The organism is Sporosarcina sp. FSL K6-1508, from assembly GCF_038007465.1.
In the GTDB taxonomy this organism is placed as follows: domain Bacteria; phylum Bacillota; class Bacilli; order Bacillales_A; family Planococcaceae; genus Sporosarcina; species Sporosarcina psychrophila_B.
This window is the reverse complement of record NZ_JBBOXF010000001.1, coordinates 3,075,113-3,101,726: the sequence shown is the minus strand read 5'-3', so window position 1 is coordinate 3,101,726 and position 26,614 is coordinate 3,075,113. Positions and strand designations below refer to the sequence as shown.

24 protein-coding genes are annotated in these 26,614 nt (G+C 37.7%); 5 read left to right on the top strand and 19 right to left on the bottom strand.

Annotation, left to right across the window (positions count from 1 at the left end):
• Positions 1-3: 3 nt before the first annotated feature.
• Complete coding sequence (locus MKZ11_RS15590) at positions 4-1,041, top strand: aldose epimerase family protein (protein WP_340795304.1); 1,038 nt, start codon at positions 4-6, stop codon at positions 1,039-1,041.
• Between the two features lie 148 nt (positions 1,042-1,189).
• Positions 1,190-2,131, top strand: coding sequence for a Gfo/Idh/MocA family protein (locus tag MKZ11_RS15585; protein WP_340795303.1), 942 nt, complete (start codon positions 1,190-1,192; stop codon positions 2,129-2,131).
• A 72-nt stretch (positions 2,132-2,203) separates the two neighbouring features.
• Here MKZ11_RS15585 and MKZ11_RS15580 read toward each other — a convergent pair whose 3' ends face one another.
• From MKZ11_RS15580 to MKZ11_RS15510, 15 genes are all read right to left on the bottom strand, one after another.
• Complete coding sequence (locus tag MKZ11_RS15580; RefSeq protein ID WP_340795302.1) at positions 2,204-3,244, bottom strand: Gfo/Idh/MocA family protein; 1,041 nt, start codon at positions 3,242-3,244, stop codon at positions 2,204-2,206.
• 223 nt (positions 3,245-3,467) lie between these two features.
• Complete coding sequence (locus tag MKZ11_RS15575; protein WP_340795301.1) at positions 3,468-4,436, bottom strand: sugar phosphate isomerase/epimerase family protein; 969 nt, start codon at positions 4,434-4,436, stop codon at positions 3,468-3,470.
• Between the two features lie 165 nt (positions 4,437-4,601).
• Positions 4,602-5,627: a Gfo/Idh/MocA family protein gene (locus tag MKZ11_RS15570; RefSeq protein ID WP_340795300.1), complete on the bottom strand. Its 1,026-nt coding sequence runs from the start codon at positions 5,625-5,627 to the stop codon at positions 4,602-4,604.
• A gap of 20 nt (positions 5,628-5,647) precedes the next feature.
• Positions 5,648-6,373, bottom strand: coding sequence for a ThuA domain-containing protein (locus MKZ11_RS15565; protein WP_340795299.1), 726 nt, complete (start codon positions 6,371-6,373; stop codon positions 5,648-5,650).
• An 84-nt stretch (positions 6,374-6,457) separates the two neighbouring features.
• Positions 6,458-7,477 (bottom strand): LacI family DNA-binding transcriptional regulator, encoded by a 1,020-nt coding sequence (locus MKZ11_RS15560; protein WP_340795298.1) that lies wholly within the window; start codon positions 7,475-7,477, stop codon positions 6,458-6,460.
• 20 nt (positions 7,478-7,497) lie between these two features.
• The gene (locus MKZ11_RS15555) at positions 7,498-8,316 is read right to left on the bottom strand and encodes a carbohydrate ABC transporter permease (protein ID WP_340795297.1); all 819 of its coding nucleotides are present in this window, start codon (positions 8,314-8,316) and stop codon (positions 7,498-7,500) included.
• The gene (locus MKZ11_RS15550) at positions 8,316-9,176 is read right to left on the bottom strand and encodes a carbohydrate ABC transporter permease (RefSeq protein ID WP_340795296.1); all 861 of its coding nucleotides are present in this window, start codon (positions 9,174-9,176) and stop codon (positions 8,316-8,318) included. The genes MKZ11_RS15555 and MKZ11_RS15550 overlap by 1 nt, the downstream gene beginning before the upstream one ends.
• A gap of 188 nt (positions 9,177-9,364) precedes the next feature.
• The gene (locus MKZ11_RS15545) at positions 9,365-10,663 is read right to left on the bottom strand and encodes an ABC transporter substrate-binding protein (protein WP_340795295.1); all 1,299 of its coding nucleotides are present in this window, start codon (positions 10,661-10,663) and stop codon (positions 9,365-9,367) included.
• A 180-nt stretch (positions 10,664-10,843) separates the two neighbouring features.
• Positions 10,844-11,398 (bottom strand): YesL family protein, encoded by a 555-nt coding sequence (locus tag MKZ11_RS15540; RefSeq protein ID WP_340795294.1) that lies wholly within the window; start codon positions 11,396-11,398, stop codon positions 10,844-10,846.
• Between the two features lie 61 nt (positions 11,399-11,459).
• Entirely contained in the window at positions 11,460-12,644 is a 1,185-nt protein-coding gene (locus tag MKZ11_RS15535) for an IS256 family transposase (protein WP_340792598.1), read from the bottom strand.
• Positions 12,645-12,737: 93 nt separating this feature from the next.
• The gene (locus MKZ11_RS15530; protein WP_340795293.1) at positions 12,738-12,896 is read right to left on the bottom strand and encodes a hypothetical protein; all 159 of its coding nucleotides are present in this window, start codon (positions 12,894-12,896) and stop codon (positions 12,738-12,740) included.
• A 258-nt stretch (positions 12,897-13,154) separates the two neighbouring features.
• On the bottom strand, positions 13,155-14,054 hold the full coding sequence (locus MKZ11_RS15525; RefSeq protein WP_340795292.1) for an ROK family protein: 900 nt from the start codon (positions 14,052-14,054) through the stop codon (positions 13,155-13,157).
• Positions 14,055-14,253: 199 nt separating this feature from the next.
• Positions 14,254-15,006, bottom strand: coding sequence for a hypothetical protein (locus MKZ11_RS15520; RefSeq protein ID WP_340795291.1), 753 nt, complete (start codon positions 15,004-15,006; stop codon positions 14,254-14,256).
• Between the two features lie 20 nt (positions 15,007-15,026).
• Entirely contained in the window at positions 15,027-18,887 is a 3,861-nt protein-coding gene (locus MKZ11_RS15515) for an AAA domain-containing protein (protein ID WP_340795290.1), read from the bottom strand.
• Positions 18,888-19,149: 262 nt separating this feature from the next.
• Positions 19,150-19,551 (bottom strand): hypothetical protein, encoded by a 402-nt coding sequence (locus MKZ11_RS15510; RefSeq protein WP_340795289.1) that lies wholly within the window; start codon positions 19,549-19,551, stop codon positions 19,150-19,152.
• 174 nt (positions 19,552-19,725) lie between these two features.
• Between MKZ11_RS15510 and MKZ11_RS15505 the strand changes: the two genes are divergently transcribed.
• From MKZ11_RS15505 to MKZ11_RS15495, 3 genes are all read left to right on the top strand, one after another.
• Entirely contained in the window at positions 19,726-20,667 is a 942-nt protein-coding gene (locus tag MKZ11_RS15505) for an urea transporter (RefSeq protein ID WP_340795288.1), read from the top strand.
• Positions 20,668-20,836: 169 nt separating this feature from the next.
• On the top strand, positions 20,837-21,529 hold the full coding sequence (locus MKZ11_RS15500) for a YjjG family noncanonical pyrimidine nucleotidase (protein ID WP_340795287.1): 693 nt from the start codon (positions 20,837-20,839) through the stop codon (positions 21,527-21,529).
• Positions 21,530-21,783: 254 nt separating this feature from the next.
• Positions 21,784-23,157 carry an amino acid permease gene (locus MKZ11_RS15495; RefSeq protein ID WP_340795286.1) on the top strand — a complete coding sequence of 458 codons (1,374 nt, stop codon included), beginning with the start codon at positions 21,784-21,786 and terminating at the stop codon, positions 23,155-23,157.
• 91 nt (positions 23,158-23,248) lie between these two features.
• Here MKZ11_RS15495 and sspL read toward each other — a convergent pair whose 3' ends face one another.
• The 4 genes from sspL to MKZ11_RS15475 form a co-directional block, all read right to left on the bottom strand.
• Entirely contained in the window at positions 23,249-23,395 is a 147-nt protein-coding gene (gene sspL, locus MKZ11_RS15490) for a small, acid-soluble spore protein L (RefSeq protein ID WP_340795285.1), read from the bottom strand.
• Between the two features lie 208 nt (positions 23,396-23,603).
• On the bottom strand, positions 23,604-23,771 hold the full coding sequence (locus MKZ11_RS15485) for a hypothetical protein (protein ID WP_340795284.1): 168 nt from the start codon (positions 23,769-23,771) through the stop codon (positions 23,604-23,606).
• 154 nt (positions 23,772-23,925) lie between these two features.
• Positions 23,926-25,716, bottom strand: a complete 1,791-nt coding sequence (locus MKZ11_RS15480; protein WP_340795283.1) for a S9 family peptidase — start codon at positions 25,714-25,716, stop codon at positions 23,926-23,928.
• A 133-nt stretch (positions 25,717-25,849) separates the two neighbouring features.
• Positions 25,850-26,458, bottom strand: a complete 609-nt coding sequence (locus tag MKZ11_RS15475; RefSeq protein WP_340795282.1) for a zinc dependent phospholipase C family protein — start codon at positions 26,456-26,458, stop codon at positions 25,850-25,852.
• Positions 26,459-26,614 lie beyond the last annotated feature (156 nt).

The following is a 26,614-nucleotide window of genomic DNA, read 5'->3' as shown; positions in this document are numbered from 1 at the left end:
CAAATGAAAATAGAAATCCAAGATATCCTGAGTAAATGGAAGTTATATACTTTAGTAAATGATAACGGCATGAAAGTAAGCTTTTTGGACTTTGGTGGCATCATAACTAACATTAGCGTTCCAGACCAAACTAACACGATAGAAAATGTGGTTCTTGGCTTCAAAAATTATGCCGATTATGAAAAGAACTCTAACTACTTTGGCGCAATTATTGGCCGTGTTGCGGGTAGAATTCAAGATGCTTCATTTACAATCCAAAATCAAACATTCTTATTGGAAGCAAATGAGGGGGATCATCATTTGCACGGAGGATCAGGAGGTTATCATCAAGTAATCTGGCGAGCTAGCCCCTTTCAAACAGATGATACAGCTGGCGTGAAATTAACCCATAAAAGTTTAGGTGGTGAAGGCGGATATCCTGGTACTATTGAAGTTGCCGTTACCTATACATTGACTAATAGCAATGAGCTAATTCTTGATTATGATGGAAAATCTGACGAAACAACTGTACTTACAATGACTAATCATTCCTATTTCAATTTAAGTGGGAATTTAGCCGCAACGATACACAATCATCATGTTACAATGGAAAGTAATGAATTTGTTGAACTTGATACGAGACTAATTCCAACTGGTAATAAGATCAATGTATCTAATACTCCTTTTGATTTTCGAACCGAAAGGAAGCTTGGTGATGGCATTAATTCCATATCAGCACAAAATAAAGTTGCTAATTCTGGATATGATCATTACTTTATTTTCAATCAAAATAAACAACAAAGCATCCGTGTAAAAGAAGAAACGAGTGGCCGTGTGATGAAAATTAAGACCACCCAACCAGGCGTCGTTATGTACACAGCAAATACCCTCGTTGAAGGGCTCGATCTATCAGAAGGAAAATCCAGACCTTATTTAGGTGTCTGTTTTGAAACACAAGCCTCCCCTGCCTCCTTGCATCACGCGGGATTTCCGCCCGTTATCTTAAAGGCCCATGAACTATATGAAAAGCAGACAGTTTTTTCATTTGGCATCGAGCGCTAAATTTACTCTATACGACAGGGACTACTTATTATTGACTATATATAGAATAAATGAACACCTTTATAAACAGAGCGAAGACGCTATTCAAGGTGTAACGAATTCAATAGGATTCTTTATTTCAACATATATAACTAAAGGGGCTCTTACTATGAAGTTTGGAATTATCGGAACGAATTGGATTACAGATCGATTTATTAAAGCAGCTAAAGAACATCCCGAGTTTAGTATTGGGGCAGTCTATTCAAGAACTGAAGAAACTGGAAGAGAGTTTGCAGAGAAACATAAGGTCAAAAATGTGTATACAAATATGATAGAAATGTTTCAAAGCGGTGATATAGAAGCCGTTTATATTGCATCGCCAAATGCGTTTCATGCAGAACAAAGTATTTCAGCAATGAAGAATCATATTCATGTTCTTTGCGAAAAACCTGCAGTGACGTCATTACATGAAATGGATCAAGTAATTAACGCATCTAAAGAATATCAAACCACCTATATGGAAGCTATGAAATCCACAGTTACACCTACATTTCTAAACCTGAAAGAGAACCTAGCTAAGATTGGTCCACTCCGTCGATTCGTATTTCATTACAATCAATATTCTTCCCGCTACGATAACTACAAAGCAGGTATTATTGAAAATGCCTTTAAACCCGAACTGGGTAATGGCGCAAAAACAGACTTAGGTGTTTATTGTATCGCACCTATTATTCATCTAGTCGGCGAACCGAAATCTGTACTCAAAAACACTTATTTATTATCCACTGGTGCAGATGGCCAAGGAAGTATGATCTTAAATTACAGTGAATTTGAAGCCGTTATTATGTACTCAAAAATTTCTGATTCACATTCTGCCAATGAAATACAGGGTGAGAATGGTGTCATCGAAATAGATAAAATCAGTGATCCGAAACAAATTACTATCAAATACAAAGACGGTCAAACTGAGGATATTTCTATTAAACATGAATTTGATTCGATGTACTATGAAGTTGAAGAGTTTATAAAATGCGTAAAAAATAAACAACTAGAATCTACAATCAATACACATGAAATTTCTCGTAGTGTGACAAAAATTCTTACTTTATAAAAAAGGCTGTGTAGTATGAATTGGACATTCATACTACACAGCCTTTTTGGTTTAAATCTCTTGAATAGTTCATCAAAACTGTATCGCTATCCCAGTTTCCGCAGATTCATAAATAGCATTCACGATTTTTTGAATGATAAGGCCTTGTTCTGGCGTGCTTAATGGGGTCTTACCCTCCAAACAGCATGCTACAAATTGATTGATTTCAAGTTGATGGCCATTTACTTCTGGTAGATAAGCAGGAGTACTATCGATTAATGTGTTGTATTTCTCTTGATAAATTTTCAAAGGGAAAATATCAGCTCCCCCTTTATTCCCCATCAAGGAAACCTGCATCGTTTCATCTTTTTCAACATTTGCGGCAAAAGCAGCTTCCAAAGTTAAAGTGGCTCCATTTTTAAATGTCACCATACCTACAGCCATATCTTCTACTGTATAGTTTTCAAAGTCCCACTCACCAAATAGCCCTACTCCTTTTTTATGACCAATTTGTTGGTGGATTTTCCCCAACACAACTTCAGGCTCTGGGTAGCCCATCAGGTAGAGAGCGCTATCTAGCATATGAACACCAATATCGATTAACGGACCTCCTCCTTGTAATTCCTTATTCGTAAATACACCCCACCCTGGAATACCTCTCCTACGAATAGCATGAACGCGGGCAGCGTAAATATCGCCCATTTCTCCCGCATCAATAAACGATTTTGTAATTTCTACTTCAGGTCGATAGCGATAGTGAAACCCATACGTTAAAATTTTTCCAGACATGCTAGCTACTTTTGCCATCAATTGCGCTTCTTCCACAGTAATTGCCGGTGGTTTTTCACACAACACATGACAACCTGCCTCGAGCGCAGCAATCGTAGCTTCCGCATGAAATTTATTTGGTACACAAACGCTAACTGCATCTAGTTTAACGTTTTCTAGCATTTCCGTGTATGAAGAAAAAGCATGTGGGATATTAAATATCTCTGCAGCTTCTTGAGCACGTTCAGCTACGACATCAGCGATAGCAACTACCTCCACCTTATTCTCGTTATTCAAATAACTAGGGATATGTACATCTCTTGCAATTGCTCCAGCACCAATGATTCCCACTCTTAATACTTTCATATAGAACACTCTTTTCTATTTTAGATTATCTGCAATTTATTCTTCAACATTTTATATAAATTGAGAGTAGGCATCTAACAATGAACAGCGGTCAGGTTTTTGGTGAATGATATCCCCTAAGCGCCGAAACGGATTCAAAGGTATACTTTACTTCAGTCGCTTTTAACCGTAAAAAAGTTGTGTGCATGAATAGCTATCTCATACAGCACAACTTTTTCATTTCTTACACCCACCATATATCTGCTGGTTGATCCTTAATCATTACAGATTTCAAATTTGTCACTGCACGTGAAAATCCTTCAACAACCGACATTAACGGATCTTCATGTTCGATACTTACGACATAATCATAGCCATAGGTGCGTAAAGCACTCATCATATCGGACCATTCTTGGATACTATGCCCACAGCCGACAGATCTAAATGTCCATGCGCGTGTTTGCAAATCTCCGTATGGCTGCATGTCTGTTAAACCATGCATATTCACATTGTCCTGGTCAATGAATGTATCTTTGGCATGGAAATGGTGAATGGCATTTTCTTTTCCTAAAATCTTGATCGCCGCGACCGGGTCAATCCCCTGCCACCAGAGATGACTTGGATCCAAATTGGCTCCGATAGCCGGTGAGGTTGCTTCTCTTAATTTCAACAGCGTAAATGGTGTATGTACTGAAAAACCTCCATGAAGTTCGATTCCAATTTTAACGCCATGATCTTCTGCAAATTTCCCTTGCTCTTTCCAGTAAGGAATGAGTTTTTGTTCCCATTGCCAGTTATAAATGTCCGAGTACTCTGTTGGCCACGGAGATACTGGCCAGTTGGAATGTTTTGACCCTTCATGAGATCCTGGTGTTCCTGAAAATGTGTTCACAACAGGCACTTTTAATAACTGTGCCAATTTAACAGTTTTCACGAATGTGTCATGTGCGTTTTGTGCGATTTGTTTATTTGGCGAAACTGGATTGTCATGACAGCTGAATGCACTAATCGTTAGTCCGCGCGATTGAATTTTATCCAGATAGATCTTCCGTTTCTCCTCACTTTCAAGTAGTTCATCTACATTGCAATGGACATCCCCTGGATTTCCACCTGTTCCAATTTCTATTGCTTGTAAACCGGCATCTTTTACATAGTCCAGCATTTCTTCAAATGGCTTTTGTGAAAATAAAACTGCAAATACGCCTAGTTTCATGAATATTACCTCCAATGGTTATCTTTGTTTTAAATCAAATACGCCCCGGCGTATTTGTGCCCAGATTTTGAATTGAGCTTGCTCAATTCTCTCCCTTCAAAATCTGTGGCATCCGCCGGAGGCTTTAACTTGATTCAGTAGGAGTCTTGACCCTGCTGAATCAAGTTAAATTCTGGTGAATTGTTTTGTTTCCATTGATTCCAAAGCTGCTAGAATTACTTCTAATGACTTCATGCCTTCCACACCATTAATCAATGGCTCAGTATCTTGAACAATCGACTCAACAAAATGATCGATTATATGCGTGGTGGTTTGACCGCCTTCGGCATTAGACTGAATGCCACCTAATTCGTAGTTAACGGTTTCACCATTTTTATATTGAACAATTAACGAATAGTTAGGATTGTCTTCTAAACGCAATGTAGCATGGTCACCATAAATAATCGTGGAATTATCTTCTTTTGCTGTATAAGCCCAACTAGCTGCAAGTGTGCCAATCACACCGCTTTCAGATTTTAAAATACAAACTGCATTATCATCAACATCTGTATTTTCTTTTGCGCTTGTTTCAATAAAACCAGCTACTTCGACAAACTCTTCGCCAAGTAAGTAGCGGAGCAAATCAGCTTTATGTACGCCAAGATCCCCCATCGCTCCAATAAAAGCTTGCTCTTTATTGAAGAACCAACTGTCTTTACCGTCAATACTCCAGCCTTCAGGTCCGCCATGTCCAAAAGCCGTTCTGAAGCTATAAATTTTACCTACTTCACCACTAGCTATTAACGCTCTCGCCTTTGTATGTGATGGTACAAAACGTTGATTATGCGCTATCATTAGCTTTTTATCATGACTTTTTGCTGCATTAATCATCTCTAGTGCTTCTTCTTTTGACGTTGCCATTGGTTTTTCACATAGGACGTGACAGCCTGCCTCTAAAGCTGCAATCGACACAGGTGCATGTAAATAGTTCGGTAAACAAACACTAACTGCATCTATTTTTTCGACTTCAAGCAAATTTTTATAATCCGTATAAGCCTTTGCACCGTATTGCTGTGCCGTTTTTTGTGCTCTTTTTTCAACAATGTCACAGACCGCAACAATGTCGACTGCCGAATGATTCGCGTACTCTCCTAAATGTCTATACCTAGCAATACTTCCACAGCCAATAACTGCAACTCGTAATTTCGACATTTATTCCACTCCTCTTGGTGTCATTCGTTATGATTAGCAATCTTCTCTAGCGGCTTTGCATTGCCATACATCGGTGTAGGCGAATTAGAGTTTGAAGCCCACTTCACTGCGTTGCGAATGACCGTTTGTACATCTTGATTGTGATACGTCGGGTACGTTTCATGTCCTGGACGAAAATAGAATATCTTCCCTTTTCCACGCTTAAATGTTGCGCCACTTCGAAAAACTTCTCCACCTTCAAACCAACTGACAAACACCAACTCATCAGGTACAGGGATATCAAAATACTCCCCGTACATTTCTTCTTTTTCAAGTTCGATATATTCTCCGATACCCTCTGTAATCGGATGGCTCGGATCAACAACCCATAATCGTTCTTTCTCATCCGCTTCACGCCATTTAAGATCACAAGTTGTCCCCATCAACGTCTTGAATACCTTAGAAAAATGAGCAGAATGCAAGACTATCAACCCCATGCCATCTAATATACGCTTCTTGACCCTTTCTACTATCTCATCTTGTACCTCATCATGCGCAAGATGTCCCCACCAGACAAGTACATCGGTTTCATCCAAAACCTCTTGCGTTAAACCATGTTCCGGTTCATCTAGTATGGCTGTTTTTACATTGTTAGCGTCTTGTTGTAAAAAATCAGCAATGGCCCCATGGATACCTTTTGGATAAATAGTCGAGACAACTGGATTTTTTTGTTCATGACGATTTTCATTCCATACGACGATGTTCATGAATAGTTCCTCCTTCGAAATAATCTGTTGCATGAATTCAAGCAACCGGTTGCACCAATGCTTGGGATTACGCATTCTCCTTAATTACAAGGGTAAACAAGAATTTCTTTCCACAATAACAGTTGGTATGATGACACTTTTTTTAAACATTTGCGGATCTTTCACCAGCTCGATCAAGCAGTTCGCCGATTCATACCCCAATTGGAATATTTGTGTATCTACAGTCGTTAAAGGTGGATTGGCTACTTTTGATATGACTGAATTATTAAAGACAATCATACTCATATCGTCCGGTACTTTGATATTTTTCTCACTTAAAGCAGTCAGCACAATTAATGCATTTAAGTCATCCGAGACAACTAATGCAGTAGGCGGTTCAGCTAAGTTCATTAATTCAGTGACGATTTTTTTTCCGTGGAGAGGATCAAATTGTATATTCTTGATATACCCCTCTGAAACAGTCAATCCTTGCCCTTTTACTGCTTGAATGAAACCATTTAACCTGGCTTCACTTACTTCAAACTGCTCATCTTCACCAATAAATGCAAGCTTTTTATGTCCAAGGTTTAGTAAGAAATCTGTCGCTTCTTTTGCTGCTTGGACGTTATCATTATCTACAAACATGATTTTACTGGATTCAATTAAAGGTTTGCCGATGACGACAAAAGGAATGCCCGATTCAATTAAATAAGGAACTACTTTATCATCTTTTTTTGAGTATAAGACAATCATGCCATCTACTCTTTTTCCACGGACCATCTTCACAGTATCAGTAAAGATTTCTTCTTCGGTTTCCCCTGTAGTTAGACTGATACTGAAATCATGCTTACTACACAAAGCACTTATCCCCCTAATGACTTCAGGAAAAAAGGAGTTATGCATAAATTCTGCCGTAGAGTTTTTCATAATAATACCGATTGTCTTTGTTGATTGTGTTGCAAGCATTTGCGCATTATAGTTTAGATGATACCCCATTTCATCCATAACCTTTTGGACTTTCCGTTTCGTTTTCTCACTAATGTGCGGACTATCTGAAATAACTCGTGATACGGTAGATGGAGCTACATTCGCCCGGGCCGCAACATCTTTAATTGTTACTGACATTACCTTCATCCTCTATAGTTTTATTTAACGGCACCTTCAGATACCCCTTCGATAATTTGCTTTTGTGCAAAGAAGTACCCAATAATAACTGGAATAACAGCGATTGTTAACCCAGCTAATGCTAAATGCCACTGTTTTGTGTATTGACCAAAGAAAAGGAACATTTTTATTGGGATTGTTGCACTTGAGTCCGATAATATTAGAGACGGTAATAAGTAATCGTTCCAAATCCAAATCACGTTTAATATTCCTACTGTAACGGAAATAGGCTTGAATAACGGAAAAATAATTTTCCAAAACACTTGGAATTTATTCGCTCCATCGATAATTGCTGCCTCATCCATTGAATTGGATATGCCAGTCATTGCGCCATGATATAAAAATATGGAGAGGCTAGAACCAAAACCTAAATACATAAAGATAAGACCAGTACGATTTAGCATGTCAGCTTTTCCAAAAATCGAAACAAGGGGAATCATAACAGATTGGAACGGAATTAACATAGCAGCAACGAATACTAAAAAGATAATGCCGCTCAGTTTACTCTTATTCCGCGCCAACGCATAACCTGCCATAGAGGAAAAGACTATAATAACTCCTACTCCTAAAACGGTAATTATTACAGAGTTAAAGAGAGATTTCATAAAATCTAAATCAATAAAAGCCTTCACAAAGTTATCCATCGTGTATTCATTAGGCAATCCAAGTACATCCGTGAAAATTTCCCTCTTTGTTTTAAACGCATTGGTAAGCATTAAGTAAAAAGGTGAGAGCCATAGCAAAGCAAGCAAGAGGCCAAAAAACTCAATAATATACAGATTACGTTTACTTTGCTTCATTATAACTCTACCTCCCGTTTTTTATTGTAGTAAACTTGTGTGATTGCAACGGCTGCTATAATGAGAAAGAAAATAACGGCTTGCGTCTGGGCATAAGCCATTTTGTTTTCAGTAAAAGCAGCTTTAACGATGCTCATCGCAACCATTTGAGTGGAGTTATAAGGTCCACCATTTGTTAATGATAGATTTTGGTCATAGATTTGAAATGAATTGGACAGTGTTAAAAACATACTAACGGTAAATGCCGGCGCTACTAGCGGAAAAGTGATTTTCCAAAAACGCTGATAACTAGATGCACCATCAATTTCTGCAGCTTCAAGTAAGTCCTTCGGTATATTTTCTAAATAAGCAATATAGATAATCATAATGTACCCAGCCATTTGCCACGATGTCAAAATGACTAGCCCCCAAAAACCAGTTGCGGTCGTAGACAACCAACCTGTTAATGCCTCAACCCCAAGCAAATCTCCCAAGCTTCCAAATACACTTATGAAAACAAACTGCCAAATAAATCCTAATATGAGTCCGCCAATTAAGTTTGGCATAAAGAAAACAGTTCGCATAAAACTACTTGTCTTCATCTTCCGTGTTACGAGCAAAGCTAGGCCTAGCCCTAAAAAGTTAAGAAGAATTACAGAAGTAATTGCAAACTTAGTCGTAAACCAAATGGATGCTCTGAACTCTGCATCTTTAAATAAAGTGATGTAATTCTTAAAACCGATAAATTCAGTTGCTACCATCCCGTTCCAATTTGTAAAAGAGTAAATAAAGCCATATATAAATGGAATAATGATGACAATCCCTAAGCTCAAAATCACTGGCATTAAAAACAACCAAAATGAAAGGTCACGATTACGCATTACTAGCACCCCCAATATGTAGTACAGCTAACAAAAACTCTTGCACACGTTTTTATTAGCTGCATTTTTCAAATTCCTTGGCATCCGCCGAATGCGGCAATCTTATAGTATTTGAATCTGCACTATATTACATCCTACTTCACATTCTCCTGCTATCTATAGAGATAGCAGAGTAACGCTGAATTATGTTATTTTCGTTCTTCTTCCCACTTAGTACGTGCTTCAGCTATCACTTCATCCCATTCCATGGCGCCACTTAAATACTTTTGCATATTAACACCAAGTGTTTCTTGATTCCATCCTGTTGGAGTAGCTTGATATACCCATCCTTCGATTGTGTTACCAGCTTCAGCATATTCATAAATCTTTTGCGAAAGAGGATCAGCAATTTTCGAGGCATCATACCCCTTATAAGCAGGGATAAATTTGAAATCTTCTAACACTGCAGTTTTCCCCGTCTCAGATGTGTACATCCAATCTAAGAAATCCTTACTTGCTTGCACCACTTTTGGATCACTCTTCCCATTTACAGCCCAAAACATTGGTACACCCGCTGGAATCTTTCCTTCAAAGCCTTCCACCGGAACTGGCAAAATACCAATACCTTTTTCCGCTAATTCTGGATCCATATCATAAACGGAATTATATACCCAGTTGCCTTGTTGAATCATAGCAACTTTTTCTAAAGAAAATAACTGTTCTACCTGTTGAGAGTAGTCAAGGCTAAGTATTGGCTGAACAGAATACTTATTTTGCAAATCAATATATCTTTTTAACTCATCGCCTTTTTCAAATGCGATTGTTTCAGCATTATATGCCTCTGAAATATCATTATTAAACTCTGGTGCTAGGAACATATTTGCGATATGGTCCCCTAAAACCCATAATTCTTTAGCTGGTAGGGCGAATACTGCATCAATACCCAGGTCCGCTTTTTTACTATCTATTAATTCAACTGCATTTTCTAAATCCTCAAACGTAATTATTTCATCTGGGTTAATGCCAGCCTTCTCTAAAATTGCTTTGTTAAAAATCAATCCATAACCTTCTTGGTTAAATGGCAATCCTAAAATTTTTTCGCCATCCTGGACAGCTGTTAAAGTCCCATCAAGAGATGCCGTAACTGCCGCTGTATCAGATACATCTGCTAAATAATCTTTATACTCTTCAACGGCAGATGGTCCGCCTACATTAAAAATGTCTGGTTCTTCACCGGAAGAAAATAATGTTTTTAAAGTAGCACCATAATCATTGCCACCACCGACAGTTTTAACATTAATTTTCACGCCGGGGTTTTCCTTTTCATATACTTTGACTAAACTTTCAAATTGATCTTTAATTTCTACTTTAAATTGATAAATATCAACAGTTACCTGGTCCTTAGATGCAGTACTACCTTCCTCTTCCGAAGCTGAGCACCCCACTAACGCAATAATAGAAATTAATAATACAGAAACCAAACTGATAATTTGCTTTTTGCTTTTCATATAATCTCCCCTTTTTTGTACTGATTTAATGAAAGCGGTTGCACAACTCCATGTAAGCGTATATTGGGTATAAATCTATCCCCTCCAAACTGTTTATGAAACCGGTTGCACTGTAATGCCCTTTTAGGTTATCACTCTATTTAGAATTGCGCAACAAGAATTGTCGTCTTTTTTAATTTTTCATCTCTCACTCTTTTCAATAAGTTTTAAATGGTTTCTATAAAATGCAGAAAAAGTTAAAAACGCAATAAGCGAACCTGTTAAAAAGGGGAGTAAATACCTGAAGATGTTTACGCTAATATATAAGACCAGTCCACTGCTAATCGCCACCGCCATAAATAAAACAGGGCTTCCTATCGTTAAGAGAAAAGCATTTTTTAATGAAGTAAGCAACCTCATGTGATAATGAACAGTAATTGAAAAAAGGTTGATTGAAAAGACAAATAAAATAATACCCATAATCAAAAAGAGAAACATCATACTATTATTTTTATCAAAAAGGTAAAAGACATCTACCGCCAAAATCAGCCAAGCCATTGTTAAAATAAGACCACTCAATACACTTTTTTTATAATTATCTTTATAGTACCCCCAATAGGACCTAAAAAGTTGTCCATTATCCTCATCATTAATAATCCACTCTCTTACCATTGCAAACATCGCAGTTGTTGCTGGAAAGAATAAGATTGGTATCAATATGATTAATGGAATTAGTAAAAGAGGCAATTCTTCCATGGGAGTGTCAATATTTATGTGTAAATGACAATCCAACCTCTTCTTAAAGATCATCACACTTTTATTCTTTCACTTCAAACAACTCAGCCAGCTTTGCACGTGCTTGATCGAAACCGATATGGCATCGTACGGCGAAGCGTTGGTTGTACTCTTCAAACTGCGAGACTAGGAAGCGTTCGAGTGCTTCTTCATTCGGAAACTGTTCTTTGCGCTTTGTATATTTCTTGATTTGCTTGTTAAAGGACTCGATTAAATTCGTTGAGTAGATGCTGCGCCAAATTGCCTTTGGAAAGTTATAGAAGGTAAGTAGATGATCATTTGTAGCGAGTGATTTTGTTACCTTTGGATATGATTTGTTCCACTTGGAACAGAAATTATCTAACGCGACTTGCCCAGCTTCCTGATCATCTGCTCGGTAAACTGTTTTGAAGTCATCGCAAATCTCAGCACGATCTTCGACACGTACTTTATGTGAAATATTGCGTGCCACATGCACTAAACATGTTTGGAATTGCGCTTTAGGAAATACGCTTGTAATCGTGTCAATCATGCCTGCTAAGCCGTCTGAAAGGAAGAGAAGGACTTCTTCTACGCCACGCTCTTTTGTTTCCAGTAAGAGCTCTTTCCAATTGAATGCTGATTCTGTTGGAGCGATTGTGTAAGCAATTACTTCTTTTGATCCATCTTCGCGAATGCCCACAGCTATATAAACAGCTTCTTTAGAGACCGTTTCACGTCGAACAGAAATATAGGTTGCGTCTAAATAAACACAGACATAGCGCGCACTGAGTTTCCTTCTATTAAAGGCTTCTACTTGTTCGCCCACTACCTGTGTCATGTTAGAAATGGTTTGACGTGTGTAATGATGACCGTACATTTTCTCGATTAAATCTGCGATTTCCGACATGGTAACGCCTTTTTGAAACATGTGAATGACAAATGATTCGAGTGTATCGTTTGACCGCTTATAAGGCGCAACTGTCTGTTGTTTAAAATCACCGTTGCGATCACGGGGAATCGTAACTCGGAGGTCACCATATTCCGTGTGTAGCGTTCGGTCATACGAACCATTACGTGAATTCCCTGAATTAAAGCCTATTCGGTCGTATTTTTCATAATCTAAAAAAGCTGTCAGTTCAGTAGTCAGTAAACTATTAACCGCTGTTTCTAAATGCGAACGAAAAACCTCGGTAATATCTTGTTTTTGTACTAGTGCTTGAACAATATCTGTTGTAAACTGAGTCATAGGGAAGGCCTCTTTTCTAGGATTGGTTGTGGTGACTTAATTCTACCAAGAAAAGGTCTTCCTTTTTGTAATTATTCATTTACACAAGATATTTTACACTCTCTCTTCCATCCGTTCAACAAATAATATATTTAAAAGTAGAAAAACAATGGGTATATTAAAGAGTATCCAAAATAGATTAATCAAAGAAAATTTCATAATCCATTCACTGATAATATACAATCCGCCCATGAAACCTGACTTGCTATTCATACTGGTATCCTCCTTTTTCTTTATCCTATTTTTTTATCAAAGAAATTTTCCTTTTACAACGACGGACGCTGAATGGCAACTTCTCTTCCTTGTTCTGAAGTATTCCTCAGCTTCGTCCATAGCAGTTTAAAGTTAAAAAGCCAAAAAAGAGAGTCAATCACCTAATGTGATTACTCTCATTCTGCAAAAAACGAAAAGAGCTGGCTTCTCACACATTCGCTTACTAATGAGGGGCATTCACGAACGGGTTAAGACACTCTAGTCTCTCATCGGTAAATGAAGTGATGCCGCCCCTAATACTCCAGCTTTGTTTCCAAGAGAGGCCCTCAATATCTTCACACCCGAAAAACTCCTCAACATTAATTCTTTTACTTTACTCGATACCAATGACACTAATCTTTCTTGCTCCATAACCCCGCCGCCTATAATAATAGCAGGAGGATTAAAGATATGCGTTAAAGAAACGAGACCATAAGCTACTTCAAGCACCCAGTCATTAAGAACTTTCTCAAGTTTTTCATCACCTTGTTCAAGGCCTTCAAAAATCGTTCGACCGTTAATATACTTTTTATCCAGTTCCAATGCTTTTTTCACTAAGGCTGTAGTAGATCCATACATCTCATAACATCCTACACATCCACAATTACACTTCTTACCGCCAGGATACAAAATCATATGACCAAATTCGCCTGCACCTCCATTAAGCCCTTTATAAACAGAGGAATCAATTACAATTGCACCGCCTATCCCTGTTCCGTAAGTTAAGCATAAGAAATCCTTGAACTTCTTACCAGCTCCAAAATGTTTTTCCCCTAAAGCGGCCGCGTTCACATCGTTTTCAACTTTCACAGGGACACCAAACTTCTCTTCAAAAATTGCTTTCACTTTCATTCCTGTGTAATTCGGAAAGTTTTCATTCGCATAAATGATTGAACCATCTTCACTGTTTACTTGACTAGCAGTACTAATACCAATGGCCTCATATCCCGAATAATTTTTAGTAATTATCTGAATAAGATTGTCGACTAAATATTGTCCACCCTTTCCTGCTTCAGAATCGAACTCGTTAAACTCAGAAATGATCCCTTTTTCAGTAGCCATACAAACTTTAAGAGATGTTCCGCCAATATCTATTGCCAGTATTTTCATATGCTTCATCCCTACATATCTTATTTTATTACTTCAAGAACTTTTTTTGTAATTGTTTGCAAATTAACTGTAGCACAAGGTTTTGATTCTATCCACCCACGGAAAGAGATTTTATAGTTTTGCAAGAAAATAATAAAGGAAGATTCCTAAATATAGGAATCTTCCTTTATAGTTAAAAAGCAGTGTAGCAATCAAATGTTATCTAGTATTATAAATAATTCTCCCGCCACTTTTTTCGTTCTTTTTCGTTTAATAGGTTTTCGAGCGTTTTATCCCATTGTTCCGTCAGTGTATTCCAAACCCGTGCGTATACTAGATCTTCCACCTCGTTATACATATGAAATTCAATACAAGGTACCAAGTTGGTTTTTCGGTCAGATGCAGTTACAATTTCTGAAACTACAATCTGGACGTTTCCTTCACTCGACTCCACATCCATCGTTTTTAGCCCATCTATTAAAAAGCTGTCATCAAGAGACTCTACGTCCCAATCGTCAAATTCATCTTGATAGCGATAAACTTCCTTTTCATCGTATGAAATATGCTTCACATCGCCTTTCATAAATGACTGATGATAGGGACTATAAAGCATCAGTGCTGAATCCATTTCTTGCTCATGCACAAAAATTCCTGATTTAAGTTGCTGAACCCCTACCTCTGTCAATGAAAAAAGGCCTTCCCTTTTTTCAATTACACCTGTTTTAGACATTTTTTCGATTAAGTCATTAATAAAAAGTTGTTCAACAAGAAGAATTTCACTTAACTCTTCAGCAGCAGCAATTTCTGCTTTCCCGAAGGCGATTAGCATCATCTTCATGAGAATATCCATCTTTGTCCGTTTTACAGTATTGTATTCAATCTCAAGAGAATGGACGGGTAAACTCCATGACAAGGAACCCATGATTTTCACATTAAAGTCCTGTTGAAGCTCCTTTGTTAACCGTCCTTTTAACTCATTCATAACAGGAGCCTCCTATCGAATCATAATTTACTATTTCCTTCATGATCCCTCAACCCATTTTTCTTTTTGACATTCTCGAGCAGTCGTCCATACATTTCTTTTGAACTTGGGTGTTTCGCCCGTACTGCGAACATATCTGCACTTCCCACAATGATGAGTAGTTCCCTTGCACGTGATAAGGCAACATTTAAACGTCTGTAATCTCTCGCAAATCCGATATCACCGCCCTTATCCTGGTGGTTTCGAACAAAGCTCAAAATAATGACGTCCATTTCCATTCCCTGAAACTTATCGACAGATCCCGTTCTACAATTTAAATGTTGCGGAATCAGCTCTTGTTGTATCAGCCGATCAATTCTCTTCACCTGTTCGCCATAGAAACTGATTACACCGACACTTTTTTTGACCTCCTGTTTCATCGTTCCATCCTTTTTCGCTTTTTCGGAAGCGCTCTCTAAATCCAAGAGAATTTTACTCGTCATGTTCAATTCTGCTTGATTGAAGCGACTTGTACCGCCTTTTACCTTCTCCTCGAAATACTTCGGTTCATTCGGCATATCAAACCATAGGAGATGATCATTTCTTTGTACGTAACGAGAATCGATCATATGGTCACGAACAGCATCTGAATCCGTTAAACCGCACTGGAGGCTGTAATCGCCTTCTTGGTAGAAAGGCGTAATCGTTTCCATAATACTTTCATGCATACGGTACTGGATGGCCAGCATCGTTTTGTTTTGCTTTGGCAAGGTTCTGAATAGACGTTCGAATAATGATTCTTTCAATAGTTTTTCTAGTTCACTTTTTTCTTCCTGATTGTCGCTTTCCTCCAGCAACTCTTCAAGTGTCGCTTGTCCCATAAGTGGTGGCAACTGGTGATGATCCCCGACTAAAATTATCTTTTTCCCTTTCAACATCGGCAACAGCAGTTCAGGTGGTGTCGCTTTAGAAACTTCATCAATGATGACCACATCGAATGTCGGATATTCCTCCATGAAATCACGTCGAGCAGATGCTACGCAAGTTGTACCGATTACATTGGCATGCTCCACATACAATTTCCGAATTTCATCAAGATCATATTCGTTGGCTTCTGAGAGCAGTGAAATCCATTCTTTCTGAAGTTTAAGCGTGATTGGTAATCGTTTTTTATCCGCTTTAAGTTTTTCTGTCTTCGTTTCCAATTGATGAATGGAAGTTAGTGTAAGTTGACGTTCTTCTTCGGGATTTTGTGCCACTAATTCCGCCAAGGGTGCCAGTTGTTTTTCCTGTTCAAGTCGTTCTTCATTTACCGATCCAATTTCCTCTTCTATAGACTGAAGAGTAACTAAATTCTCCTTCGATTTTTGAGCATTAACTTCAGCATCGTCCATTTTAGTTTTCAGCTCCTGCTCATATTGTTGCAGGGTAGCCTTCTTTTTTATATAATCGGCAAAGGTTTTTTCTTTCTGTTCCAATTCTTCTTTTACTGACTGGATTGATTGGATTTCATCAATAATTCCGATTCGTTCTTTACTTTTTGAAGCTGTTAGCTGAAGACTGCTCAGTGTCATTTGTTGACTTTCAAGATTGTGCTGTATAGATTTTCTTTCATGTTCGATTTCTAGTATCATCTGATTAATCTGTTCGGCTAGTTCCTTTTTAATGACAGTAAACATTTTCTTCGACTCTAACTTGACTTGATGTTGTTTTTCAAAACTTGCACCTTGCAATTGCGCATAGTTCTTCCTTTCACGTAACAGCGCCAAAGCAACGGCTATTTTTTCAAGATTATCATATTTTTCAGCCGAATAGTTCCTTGTTTCCAAGCTACGTTTAGTCGAAGGATCAATTAGAAATAATCCTATCCGGTCAATAAGTCCGTGGATTTCCTTGACTGAATTGTATTTTTGGTTATTAGTTGTTTTCGCCGACTTTGTAAGAAATCCATTCTCCTTCAACAGACCCTCAATCATGTTTATAGCAGTTGAAAGTCGGTTATTCAGTTCTTGCCATTCGCTATACCCTTCACTAGAAGTATCAGATTTAATCGTGTCAATTAATTGAGTTAATTCGGTCATTTTCCAATTCGTGTTAAATGTAGGGACAATTTCGAAAAACTGCATCCGATTTTTCAATAAATCTATTTTAGTTACGGAATCTAATGCTTTCAAAAATAAATGTAGACTGTTAATTTTATCATTTTTTATTTCTAGGTTTTTATGAGAAATTGCGATAGAATCTTCCGTCTCATTTAGCTTTTTTACTGTTTGACGATAGCTTATGTACTGACGAAGTTGCTCTATTTGTTGTTCTAATTTTTCCATCTGATCAAGTGCTGTTGAGCTTTTGATTTCTGTTTGTATGATTTGTTCAAGTCGATTGATTTCAACACTTAAATCGTCAGCTGATTTCTGTAAAACAGCCTGACTTTTTGACAAGCTTTCATGTTCATTTTTAAATATCACTATTTTTTTATTAAGCTTTGTGATTTCATTTAAATACAAAATGTGTTGTGCTTGAGCTTCTTCTTTCAACTTCACTTTTTTGTCTAACTGTAACAATTCATCTCGAAGTTTTTTCAGGTCATCTTCAGCACTAGCTAAATTGTTTTGAAGTTGTATTTCTCTCTCAGCATGCGACTGTAGTTGATTATTTACAGCGTCTAAGGTTACGTTTTTCCAGTTAAGCGCCACATTTTCTTCGATAAACTTTTGACCTTCTTCTTCAATGCTATCTGTCCGGCCATATCGTAAAATCCGGATATCTTGGTGAGATAGTAATCGGCCTAACGCGTTGTCCACAGCTAAGTTTGCTTGGGATGCTACGAGTGTACGCAACCCTGCCTTGACATTTTGATGACATATTTCTGAAATAACCGTAGTTTTCCCAGTTCCTGGAGGTCCTTGGATAACGTACAGATCATTTGATGTCATTGCTCCCGTCACGGCTTCTTGTTGGAACTTATTTAACTCGTTATGGAAAACAAGCTCCTTCTGTTTCTTAGAAATACGAACAACTGGACGCTCTTCAAAAAGGACCTTTTCTAAATTCGGATTGGCTGCCAGTCCATCTTGAAGATCTTTAAATCCTTTTCTCAACCTCTTCACTTGGCTAAGTGCGGCAAAATTACTGAAGACGACTTCCTTATATGAATTCGGGTGCCATTCATTCCTTCTTGCCATTTCTCTATAATTTCGACTCAGTTCGATTTCGACAGTTTTTTTGGACTTATCAGTATTAACCACATTGCCGATATCATTTTGAAGCCCTTTCATTTTTGCACTGAATCCTTTGATTGTATTCCATTCATTCGCTTTTAATCCGTTACAAACTAGACTCAACTTACTAAAATCTGCATTTAAGCTGGCCCTTGAAAAAGTGACAGTCACATCTGCGACATCTGCATTTATTTCTTCTATACGTAAATAGCCTTCCCAGCTGGCAATTCTTTTCTTCACATATTCAGAACGTTCCTGTGCAATCGGCAATTCGCGAATGCTTGTGTACAGCTCGATGGGCATCACAACGCCGGTGTTGCGGCCCACTAGAAATTTTAAACGTACAGGAAGACGCCGATTTGTTCGCACAGGTTCTCTGCGACCTCTCACATGAAAACCGGTTGCTAGAAAACCATCATTTTGATAAACACATTCCAATACGGCTACTCTATTGTTTATACGATTCGCTAAAGCTTCATTCGAATCATTATCAAAGAAAATTGAAAACGACATATTGCCATGTCTATTGTTTGGCCGTTTTTCAATATGTACATTAAAGGCAACTTGCATTGAAAAAAAGGCGTGCTCATCCGTTGACCATTTCATGAGTTCTTTGCGAGCATTAGCTGTAATTTCAAGGTTGCATCGCATTGTTTCATGTAAGGTTGATTTATTTACCATCAGCATGCCTTCCTTTCGTAAATTGGTACCACTCCTAAGTATGACACTGTACTACAGATAAATGTATGCAAACATGCAAATACCTCAATACTATTACGGTGAGATAACTATCAGATTTCCCTGCATTACCTCACCTATTCCTATATTTGGACAACCAAAAACTGATTGCTCCATATGCGGAGACAATCAGTCATAGTTTTTTACAATCTTATAATGAAGATGTGAACATTGCACCTAAAACCTCTTGCATGCTTCCATTTTTTTAAGCAGAGGTCATAATACTCTTAGGAATTTTGTATTCGATTTTTAATTCCTTTGTTGAAACAGCTTCTTCTATAATTATTTTTAACATATCCCCACCACTTAGTTCGGGAATAAATGTGTCAAAAATGATATAATCCTCTTTTCGTTCGGACTTTCCAGTAAAATACTTGTTGTTCCTATCGATTACCGTTATACGTGAAAACTTAAATTCTTTGGTCGGCTTTACAAATTCCAATGTTAAATTACCGTCATTCACGTTATAGGATGATGAAGCAATTTTAATACTAGATTGATTTCCAAGTTGCTCGGCAGTCTTTTTGTTGCCGATGTTCAACAGTCCAAATACTATTATAAACAATACCCCTGTGCCAATCAAAACATTTTTTTCCGATAATCTCATTTGGACACTCCTAAATGTGTTCATTTTTATTACCAATTTAATATTGTACGCTTTTTTTTATATAAGTAAAGTTGTTTTTGTGGTACTATACTTAAATAGTAATTGGTCGGTACTTTTTTTATTGGCAAACTGGCCAAGAACTTGCTTACAAAATATTACAGAGAAGGTGTCCAGATGCAGCAACTAAATCCTACTCCCAATCCATTCCATAAGCTTTATGAGCTTATTTCTGCTTCTTTAAAAGGTTTTTCACAAGTTATACTTGTCGAAAATGCTGTTTCGGGATTTCTTATTCTGATTGGTATTACGCTACATTCCCCTAGTCTTGGTGTTATGGCATTTCTTTCAGCTCTAGTCGGAACGATCACAGCGAAATATTGCGGTGGAGATCGTACGATGATAAGTGCAGGGATCTATAGCTTCAATTCTGTATTAAGCGGAATCACTGCAATTCTTTTTTTATCTGGGGATAAGCGCTGGTTTCTTGCTTTGCTTGCCGCTGCGTTAGCTTCTTTAGCAATGGCAATACTTTCGAAGTGGTTTGCTAAATGGGGAGTCCCTGTATTAACGATACCATTCGTTTTTATTACATGGATCGGGTTGCTTGTTGCTTATCGCACCGATAAGCTATATATGAACCCCGATTTTGTTACAAGCTCCCCAGCACAATGGAATTTGCCGATCGAAGGGACACCGACTTTATTAGTTGGACTGATAAAAGGAATCGGTGAAGTATTCGTCATTGACTCGCTATGGACAGGATCATTCATACTTATAGGGCTTTTCTTGGCAGGATGGCGATTTGGTGTCTATGCAATTATCGGCACGTTTGTCTCCTGGCTGGCTGCATATTTTATTGGCGTAGATACACAATCCTTGAATTTAGGTTTGTATAATTACAATGCGGTTTTGACAATTATAGCCGTCAGTCTCGTATTTGATAATAAAGCCGAAAAAACTCCGCTGACTGGAATAATAGCCGCAACCTTGACAGTCCCGGTCACAGCAGGATTGGAGCTCCTTCTCAATCCATTAGGACTTCCCGCATTAACATTTCCCTTTATCTTATGTACTTGGCTATTTATAGGCGCAAGAAAGTTTTTTCCAAAAATATAAAAGTTGCAAGTGCGGAGCTACCTCTGCACTCGCGACTTTTTTTGATGACTACTAGTAATTAGCAGGCTGATACAGCTACCGGGATGCAAATAACGCAAATGATACAAGGACAAGCCATGCTATACTATTAGCACAATAAGCAATTTGGTTTGTAAAGAAGGAGATGTTTGTGTTGTATGAAGTATTTCTTTTTGATTTAGATGATACGTTATTTGATTTTCGCGAAACGGAAAGACGCGCATTTTTTCATTCGTTCCAATCAAGCGGATTTCCAAATGGATTAACGGATTACAGGGATAGTTATAACGCTATCAGTAAGGTACTTTGGAATGATTTGGAACAAGGCCAGATTACACTGACAAATTTGAAAACCGAACGATTTAAGCGATTGTTCATGCAACACGACCTTGATATAAATCCAGAAGTATTTAGCCAGACCTATCTTGAAAATCTGAGTAAAGAAGTCCATCTCATAGACGGTGTGACAACTATGCTTAGTAACCTTTCAGATTTCAGATTAGCAGTACTAACGAATGGCTTCAAAGATGTTCAACTAGCCCGAATCGCTGGTTCCATTTTGAAAAATTCATTCGAAGCTATTATTACATCTGAAGAGACAGGTTTCCAAAAACCTCAAATTGAGATTTTCGATTATACCTTCAATAAATTGCAAATAACGGATAAGTCCCGAGTTCTAATGATTGGGGATTCACTTACGTCCGATATTCAAGGCGGGAATAATTTTGGAATCGATACATGCTGGTTTAATCCACAGCAAAAGAAAAACTCGACTACCGCAAGACCTACGTACGAAATTCAGAATTGGAATGAATTCAGTTTCGGTCATCAGGTCATTTATTGATCTAGAAAGTTAGTTATTAAAAAAAAGCGTATTGGACAGCCAAAGTTGGTTGCCCTATACGCTTTTTTGATTAATTTAAAGGTCAAGGTAGGCAACTTGACGTATACATTTAATTATTTATCATTTGTTGTCGATTTAACTGATAATATGTTAAACTTTTATTAGGATATTAATTTGCAATTGTATGATATTTAAAATACTCAAAATGTGCAAAAATGCAAACATCCTAGAACAGTAGAGAGTGGGAAATACATATGCAGGAACAGCAACAATTATCAAGAGGCCTTAAAAACAGGCACGTACAACTCATCGCCATTGGAGGGGCAATCGGAACAGGATTATTCCTAGGCGCTGGTAAATCGATTCATTTAGCGGGACCATCAATTTTGTTTGCTTATTTGATTACAGGGGCAGTTTGCTTTTTAATCATGCGCGCACTTGGGGAACTGCTCCTCTCCAATTTGAACTATAGTTCCTTTGTTGACTTTGTTCAAGACTACTTGGGGAATATGGCAGCGTTTATCACAGGATGGACTTACTGGTTTTGCTGGATTTCCATCGCCATGGCTGACTTAACTGCAGTTGGTCTCTATACCCAGTTTTGGTTTCCTGATGTGCCACAGTGGATGCCAGGCTTAATTGCACTTGTTATTTTGCTAATTATGAATCTTGCAACCGTAAAACTTTTTGGTGAGATGGAATTCTGGTTCGCCTTGATTAAAATCATTGCGATTCTTGGATTAATTGTTATCGGTGTTTATATGATTATAAAGGGTTTTTCCACTGATTCAGGGCCATCAAGCTTCTCGAATCTATGGAGTCACGGCGGCATGTTCCCTAACGGCATTCATGGATTTATCCTTTCGTTCCAGATGGTTGTATTTGCATTTGCCGGCATTGAACTCGTAGGATTAACAGCAGGGGAAACGGAAAATCCAGAAAAGGTTATTCCAAAAGCAATTAATAATATCCCTATTCGAATTTTAATATTCTATATCGGCGCACTGATTGTCATTATGAGTATTTATCCGTGGGATGCTATCAATCCAATGGAAAGTCCATTTGTCCAGGTTTTCGTTGCAGTTGGTATCGCTGCAGCTGCCGGAATCGTCAATTTCGTTGTCCTGACATCCGCAGCTTCGGCATGTAACAGTGCCGTCTTCAGTACAAGCCGGATGATTTACTCACTAGCTAAAGATAATAATGCACCTGCACCATTTACAAAACTAACTTCCCATAAAGTCCCTTCCAATGCATTGTTCTTTTCAACTATCATCATACTAATTGCCGTTGTCTTGAACTATATAATGCCTGAAGGTGTTTTTACACTGATCACAAGTATTTCTACGGTGTGTTTCATTTATATTTGGGGAATCACAGTCATTTGCCATTTGAAATACCGCAAAACTAGACCAGAACTTGCGAAAGCGAGCAAATTTAAAATGCCGCTTCACCCATTTTCCAACTATCTAATTCTTGCTTTCTTGGCATTCGTTCTTATCGTGCTAGCACTTGTCGATGATACTCGTGTTGCCTTGTTTGTAACACCTGTTTGGTTTATTTTATTGATTGTTATTTATTTGATACGGAAAAGTAAATACCAGCGAAAAGAAATACAAGTTCCTTGAAACCTTGATTGTGGTTTATAGTGAAGATAGAAAATGCCCCGTCTCTGTTCTCGAGACGGGGCATTTTCTATCTTCAAAGCGCACTTGAAAACTATTTTGTGTTTTTCTTTTTAGCTGCTTCTTCTAGTTTACTTTTAGGCTCTTCAGCGAATTCCGTATCTCCATAACCTTGGGGCGTTACACTTGTGGCTTTTTTTCCTTTATCGTTATTGTTATTACTATTTTTTTCTTTCGCCATTTCTTTCACCTCCATTTAGACATTACTTCAATTATTCAGTTCAAATTGTAGTATGTCCAAAAGGGATATATACACTCCTCTAACTTTTAAATTCCCCTATAGTTTTAAAGCTGTACAACGGTCATTAATAATCGCAGCTAATGAGCTTTCTCTTTCGGAGAAATCTGTAAAAGTCGTATAATATATAAGTGAAGAAATTATTCTTCCTTTAAAAGTTGTCAATGAATCGAAAAATAGTTCTTACACCAATAAACAACAAACGAAACGGAAGGAATAATAATTCCGGTATCCAGAGTAATAAATCCATGAAGAAATCACCGATTGTATAGCGTTCATTATTCTTCTTTCTACTTTCTTTCCTTCGCCATTTCAACAAGTAATAATCCCACCCTTAACTTTACAAAAACAAGTATCCGGGACCCGACAGAAACTGTCCCTAGTAAACATTTCGTCCATACCAATTAACTAATAACCGCCAGAAGATTGATTTTCTTTTCTCTTAAAGTGGCTAGCAGTATTGAATTAAAAATCTATGCCTGATGTTTTTCCAAAAACGCCAACATCAAACTATATACTTTAATTTCATTCTCTTTTTTCGAGAATCCGTGTCCTTCATCTTCTAAAACGAAGTACTCGACATCACGGCCCTTTTCTTTCAATTTCGCCACGATTTGGTCGGACTCCTCTTTGACAACTCGTGGATCTTTAGCCCCTTGAATAACGAGCATTGGCTTTACCATGCTGTCTAAGTATGTGACTGGCGAGTCTTTGATAAAACGCTCTTTATCCCGCTCAGGATCTCCTAACCACCGTTCCATGATTGGCTTCCAATGAGGAGGAACAGAGTTGATGAAGGTGAACAAATCAGATGGTCCAAAAATATCAACAACCGCTCTGAAATAATCCGGGTGTCGACCGTGTAATAAAAGTGCCATGTAACCTCCATAGCTACCGCCAACAAGGAACAGCTTCTCTCGATCTGTAAATTCATTCTCGAACAACCATTCAATTCCCGCAACACAATCGAGTCGAGGTCCTTCACCCCAATCTTGTTCAACTAACTTTGTGAAGGCTGATCCATAACCTGTACTTCCGCGGAAGTTAGGGGCAAAAATCGTATAACCTCTATTAATGAAGCATTGGAACATAGAACGGAACATTTTACGCTCAGCTGCTTGCGGACCACCATGTGGCCAAAAAATTGTATAGCCATTATCATTTTCTGGCTTCGCTTTAAATAATAAAGCCTCGATTTCCATTCCATCAAATGTGGTGTAGGAAACAATATCGGGCTCTACCATATCCTTCTGATTTAACCCAAGAACCCGGTTATTCGTCAGTTGCTTCCACTCTTCCCCTTCGGATGATTGATAGACATTATGCGGAACGGTAGCACTTCGTCCTAAAATATAAAGCGCACCAGATTTCGCCACTTGAAGTTGTTCGATAATATCAACTGGCAAGGATTTTTTTTCAGTTGTTGAATTAGCAATATCATATCTATATAAGACATCTGTAACGCCTTTGGCAGTGATAAGATAGAACGCATTGTTATCCTTGTCCCATTTAAGCGATTGTATGCTCTCCCCATCAAAGGAGAGGACTTTTGTAAACGTTTTTGAATTCAACTCAAACTTTGCCAAATACGTTTCATCGCTGTCATAATCCGTTACAAAGTAAATGGTTTCATTATCAGTAAAAATCGGTTCGAATGCTACGTGAACCTTCTCGGGATCTGGAGTGATGTTGAAGGTCTCTTCTCCTACCTTCACAAAGCCAACGACATACGTATTGGCAAATGATCGTAAATAGACAAATGCTTTTTCATTCTCGGATACTGCCGCTAGTTCAGTAGTTGACACTTCTCCGACATTTAGCAACGTATCTTGTCCATTCTGTAAACTTCGAACTCGTGTATTTAAAAAGGAAGGATTCTCTTCAGAAGTTTCATAGTACACACGTTTTCCATCATCACTTAAATGGCTAAAATAATACTTTTCTGATGCCTCTCCTGTAATAGTCGGCTGCGGTAAACCACCTTCGCTCGGTATCGCATAGATTTGATAATTCTCATCTCCATCCTTATCATATCCCGCTAGCACATACCGATTCTCTGGGTCGAATTTAATGAAATTGCATGATTCATCTTGATGAGCAAAGAGGTACGGGTACGTGTCAGGTAAATCCATCGCCCATAAATTCATTTTGCCATTTAAATTGGCGTTAAACACTAACCGCTTTTCATCGTTACTCACTGCAAAGTTTGTAATGGTATACGTACGAAAAAATTGTTCAACTTTCGGTTTTGGAAATTTAATCATTGTTGACCCCCTGAATAGTAATAAAAGCAATTCTATTTCTTCTGAGTAATTATAGCATTCATCTGACGAAATAGAATACATGAAAGGTTCTGTTTTTTAAAATGAGATACATTCGTTTTTGTATAAGAGTAGATTATGTAAGAATAGGTTTTATACTCATTAATCCCTTATCAACTGATGTCTCTATATAACCAATTATTTGATTAAACGTAAATACATGTAGTTTTTCATTTATGACTTCCTTACCGTACTCCATATCCCCTACTACATAAGGAATGAATTCTTCGACATCTTTGGACTTTACCTCCTGTAAATTCAGGATTGCCGGAGTATCACATAGCATTTCTTTAAATTCATCTTTAAAACCATAGTAATCTAATAACTTTCCATTTAGTAATCGGAAATCATTATGGTATAAACTTAATATTTCTTTATCAACTTCCATTCTGTTTTTCAACCAAGGTAAATAAAAACCCTTTAGCCATATATCATCCGCGATTAAATGTGTAAAATATCCTAAAATATAATGACTTTCTGCTAGCGAACTATATTTATCTAGAAATCCTTTATAGTCAATACTTCTAGAATAGTCCTGTTCTTCACCTTTAAAGAAATGTGATAAGTCTTTAGGTGAAACTGCGTCTGGAGCAATACCTCCCAGTAAAAATGTTGTTTTATCTTCAATTGACAGCTGTTCTGCTATTCTATTAGCGATAACCAAGTGCATTATTCTTGAACCCATAATTCCCCTCACCCCTCAATGATTTCTTTAACCAGTATGCTCCGTTAGTAAATAAAAGTTTAATTTAGTTGATAAATTCGGATAGTTTTAGTCTAGCAAAAAAATCTTTCAAGCGATACTTTTCAGCATTCTGACTTCTCAGTATTATCCTTTAAT

Bases quoted from the DNA above. Each gene is read 5' to 3' on its own strand.
- MKZ11_RS15565 (WP_340795299.1), bottom strand. From the start codon at position 6,373: ATGAACATCGTCGTATGGAATGAAAATCGTCATGAACAAAAAAATCCA.
- MKZ11_RS15570 (WP_340795300.1), bottom strand. From the start codon at position 5,627: ATGTCGAAATTACGAGTTGCAGTTATTGGCTGTGGAAGTATTGCTAGG.
- MKZ11_RS15475 (WP_340795282.1), bottom strand. From the start codon at position 26,458: ATGGGTTCAAGAATAATGCACTTGGTTATCGCTAATAGAATAGCAGAA.
- MKZ11_RS15525 (WP_340795292.1), bottom strand. From the start codon at position 14,054: ATGAAGCATATGAAAATACTGGCAATAGATATTGGCGGAACATCTCTT.
- MKZ11_RS15585 (WP_340795303.1), top strand. From the start codon at position 1,190: ATGAAGTTTGGAATTATCGGAACGAATTGGATTACAGATCGATTTATT.
- MKZ11_RS15580 (WP_340795302.1), bottom strand. From the start codon at position 3,244: ATGAAAGTATTAAGAGTGGGAATCATTGGTGCTGGAGCAATTGCAAGA.
- MKZ11_RS15530 (WP_340795293.1), bottom strand. From the start codon at position 12,896: ATGAATAGCAAGTCAGGTTTCATGGGCGGATTGTATATTATCAGTGAA.
- MKZ11_RS15480 (WP_340795283.1), bottom strand. From the start codon at position 25,716: ATGATTAAATTTCCAAAACCGAAAGTTGAACAATTTTTTCGTACGTAT.
- MKZ11_RS15550 (WP_340795296.1), bottom strand. From the start codon at position 9,176: ATGCGTAATCGTGACCTTTCATTTTGGTTGTTTTTAATGCCAGTGATT.
- MKZ11_RS15510 (WP_340795289.1), bottom strand. From the start codon at position 19,551: ATGAGATTATCGGAAAAAAATGTTTTGATTGGCACAGGGGTATTGTTT.
- MKZ11_RS15495 (WP_340795286.1), top strand. From the start codon at position 21,784: ATGCAGGAACAGCAACAATTATCAAGAGGCCTTAAAAACAGGCACGTA.
- MKZ11_RS15545 (WP_340795295.1), bottom strand. From the start codon at position 10,663: ATGAAAAGCAAAAAGCAAATTATCAGTTTGGTTTCTGTATTATTAATT.
- MKZ11_RS15505 (WP_340795288.1), top strand. From the start codon at position 19,726: ATGCAGCAACTAAATCCTACTCCCAATCCATTCCATAAGCTTTATGAG.
- sspL (WP_340795285.1), bottom strand. From the start codon at position 23,395: ATGGCGAAAGAAAAAAATAGTAATAACAATAACGATAAAGGAAAAAAA.
- MKZ11_RS15535 (WP_340792598.1), bottom strand. From the start codon at position 12,644: ATGACTCAGTTTACAACAGATATTGTTCAAGCACTAGTACAAAAACAA.
- MKZ11_RS15555 (WP_340795297.1), bottom strand. From the start codon at position 8,316: ATGAAGCAAAGTAAACGTAATCTGTATATTATTGAGTTTTTTGGCCTC.
- MKZ11_RS15515 (WP_340795290.1), bottom strand. From the start codon at position 18,887: ATGGTAAATAAATCAACCTTACATGAAACAATGCGATGCAACCTTGAA.
- MKZ11_RS15560 (WP_340795298.1), bottom strand. From the start codon at position 7,477: ATGTCAGTAACAATTAAAGATGTTGCGGCCCGGGCGAATGTAGCTCCA.
- MKZ11_RS15590 (WP_340795304.1), top strand. From the start codon at position 4: ATGAAAATAGAAATCCAAGATATCCTGAGTAAATGGAAGTTATATACT.
- MKZ11_RS15575 (WP_340795301.1), bottom strand. From the start codon at position 4,436: ATGAAACTAGGCGTATTTGCAGTTTTATTTTCACAAAAGCCATTTGAA.
- MKZ11_RS15540 (WP_340795294.1), bottom strand. From the start codon at position 11,398: ATGGAAGAATTGCCTCTTTTACTAATTCCATTAATCATATTGATACCA.
- MKZ11_RS15520 (WP_340795291.1), bottom strand. From the start codon at position 15,006: ATGAATGAGTTAAAAGGACGGTTAACAAAGGAGCTTCAACAGGACTTT.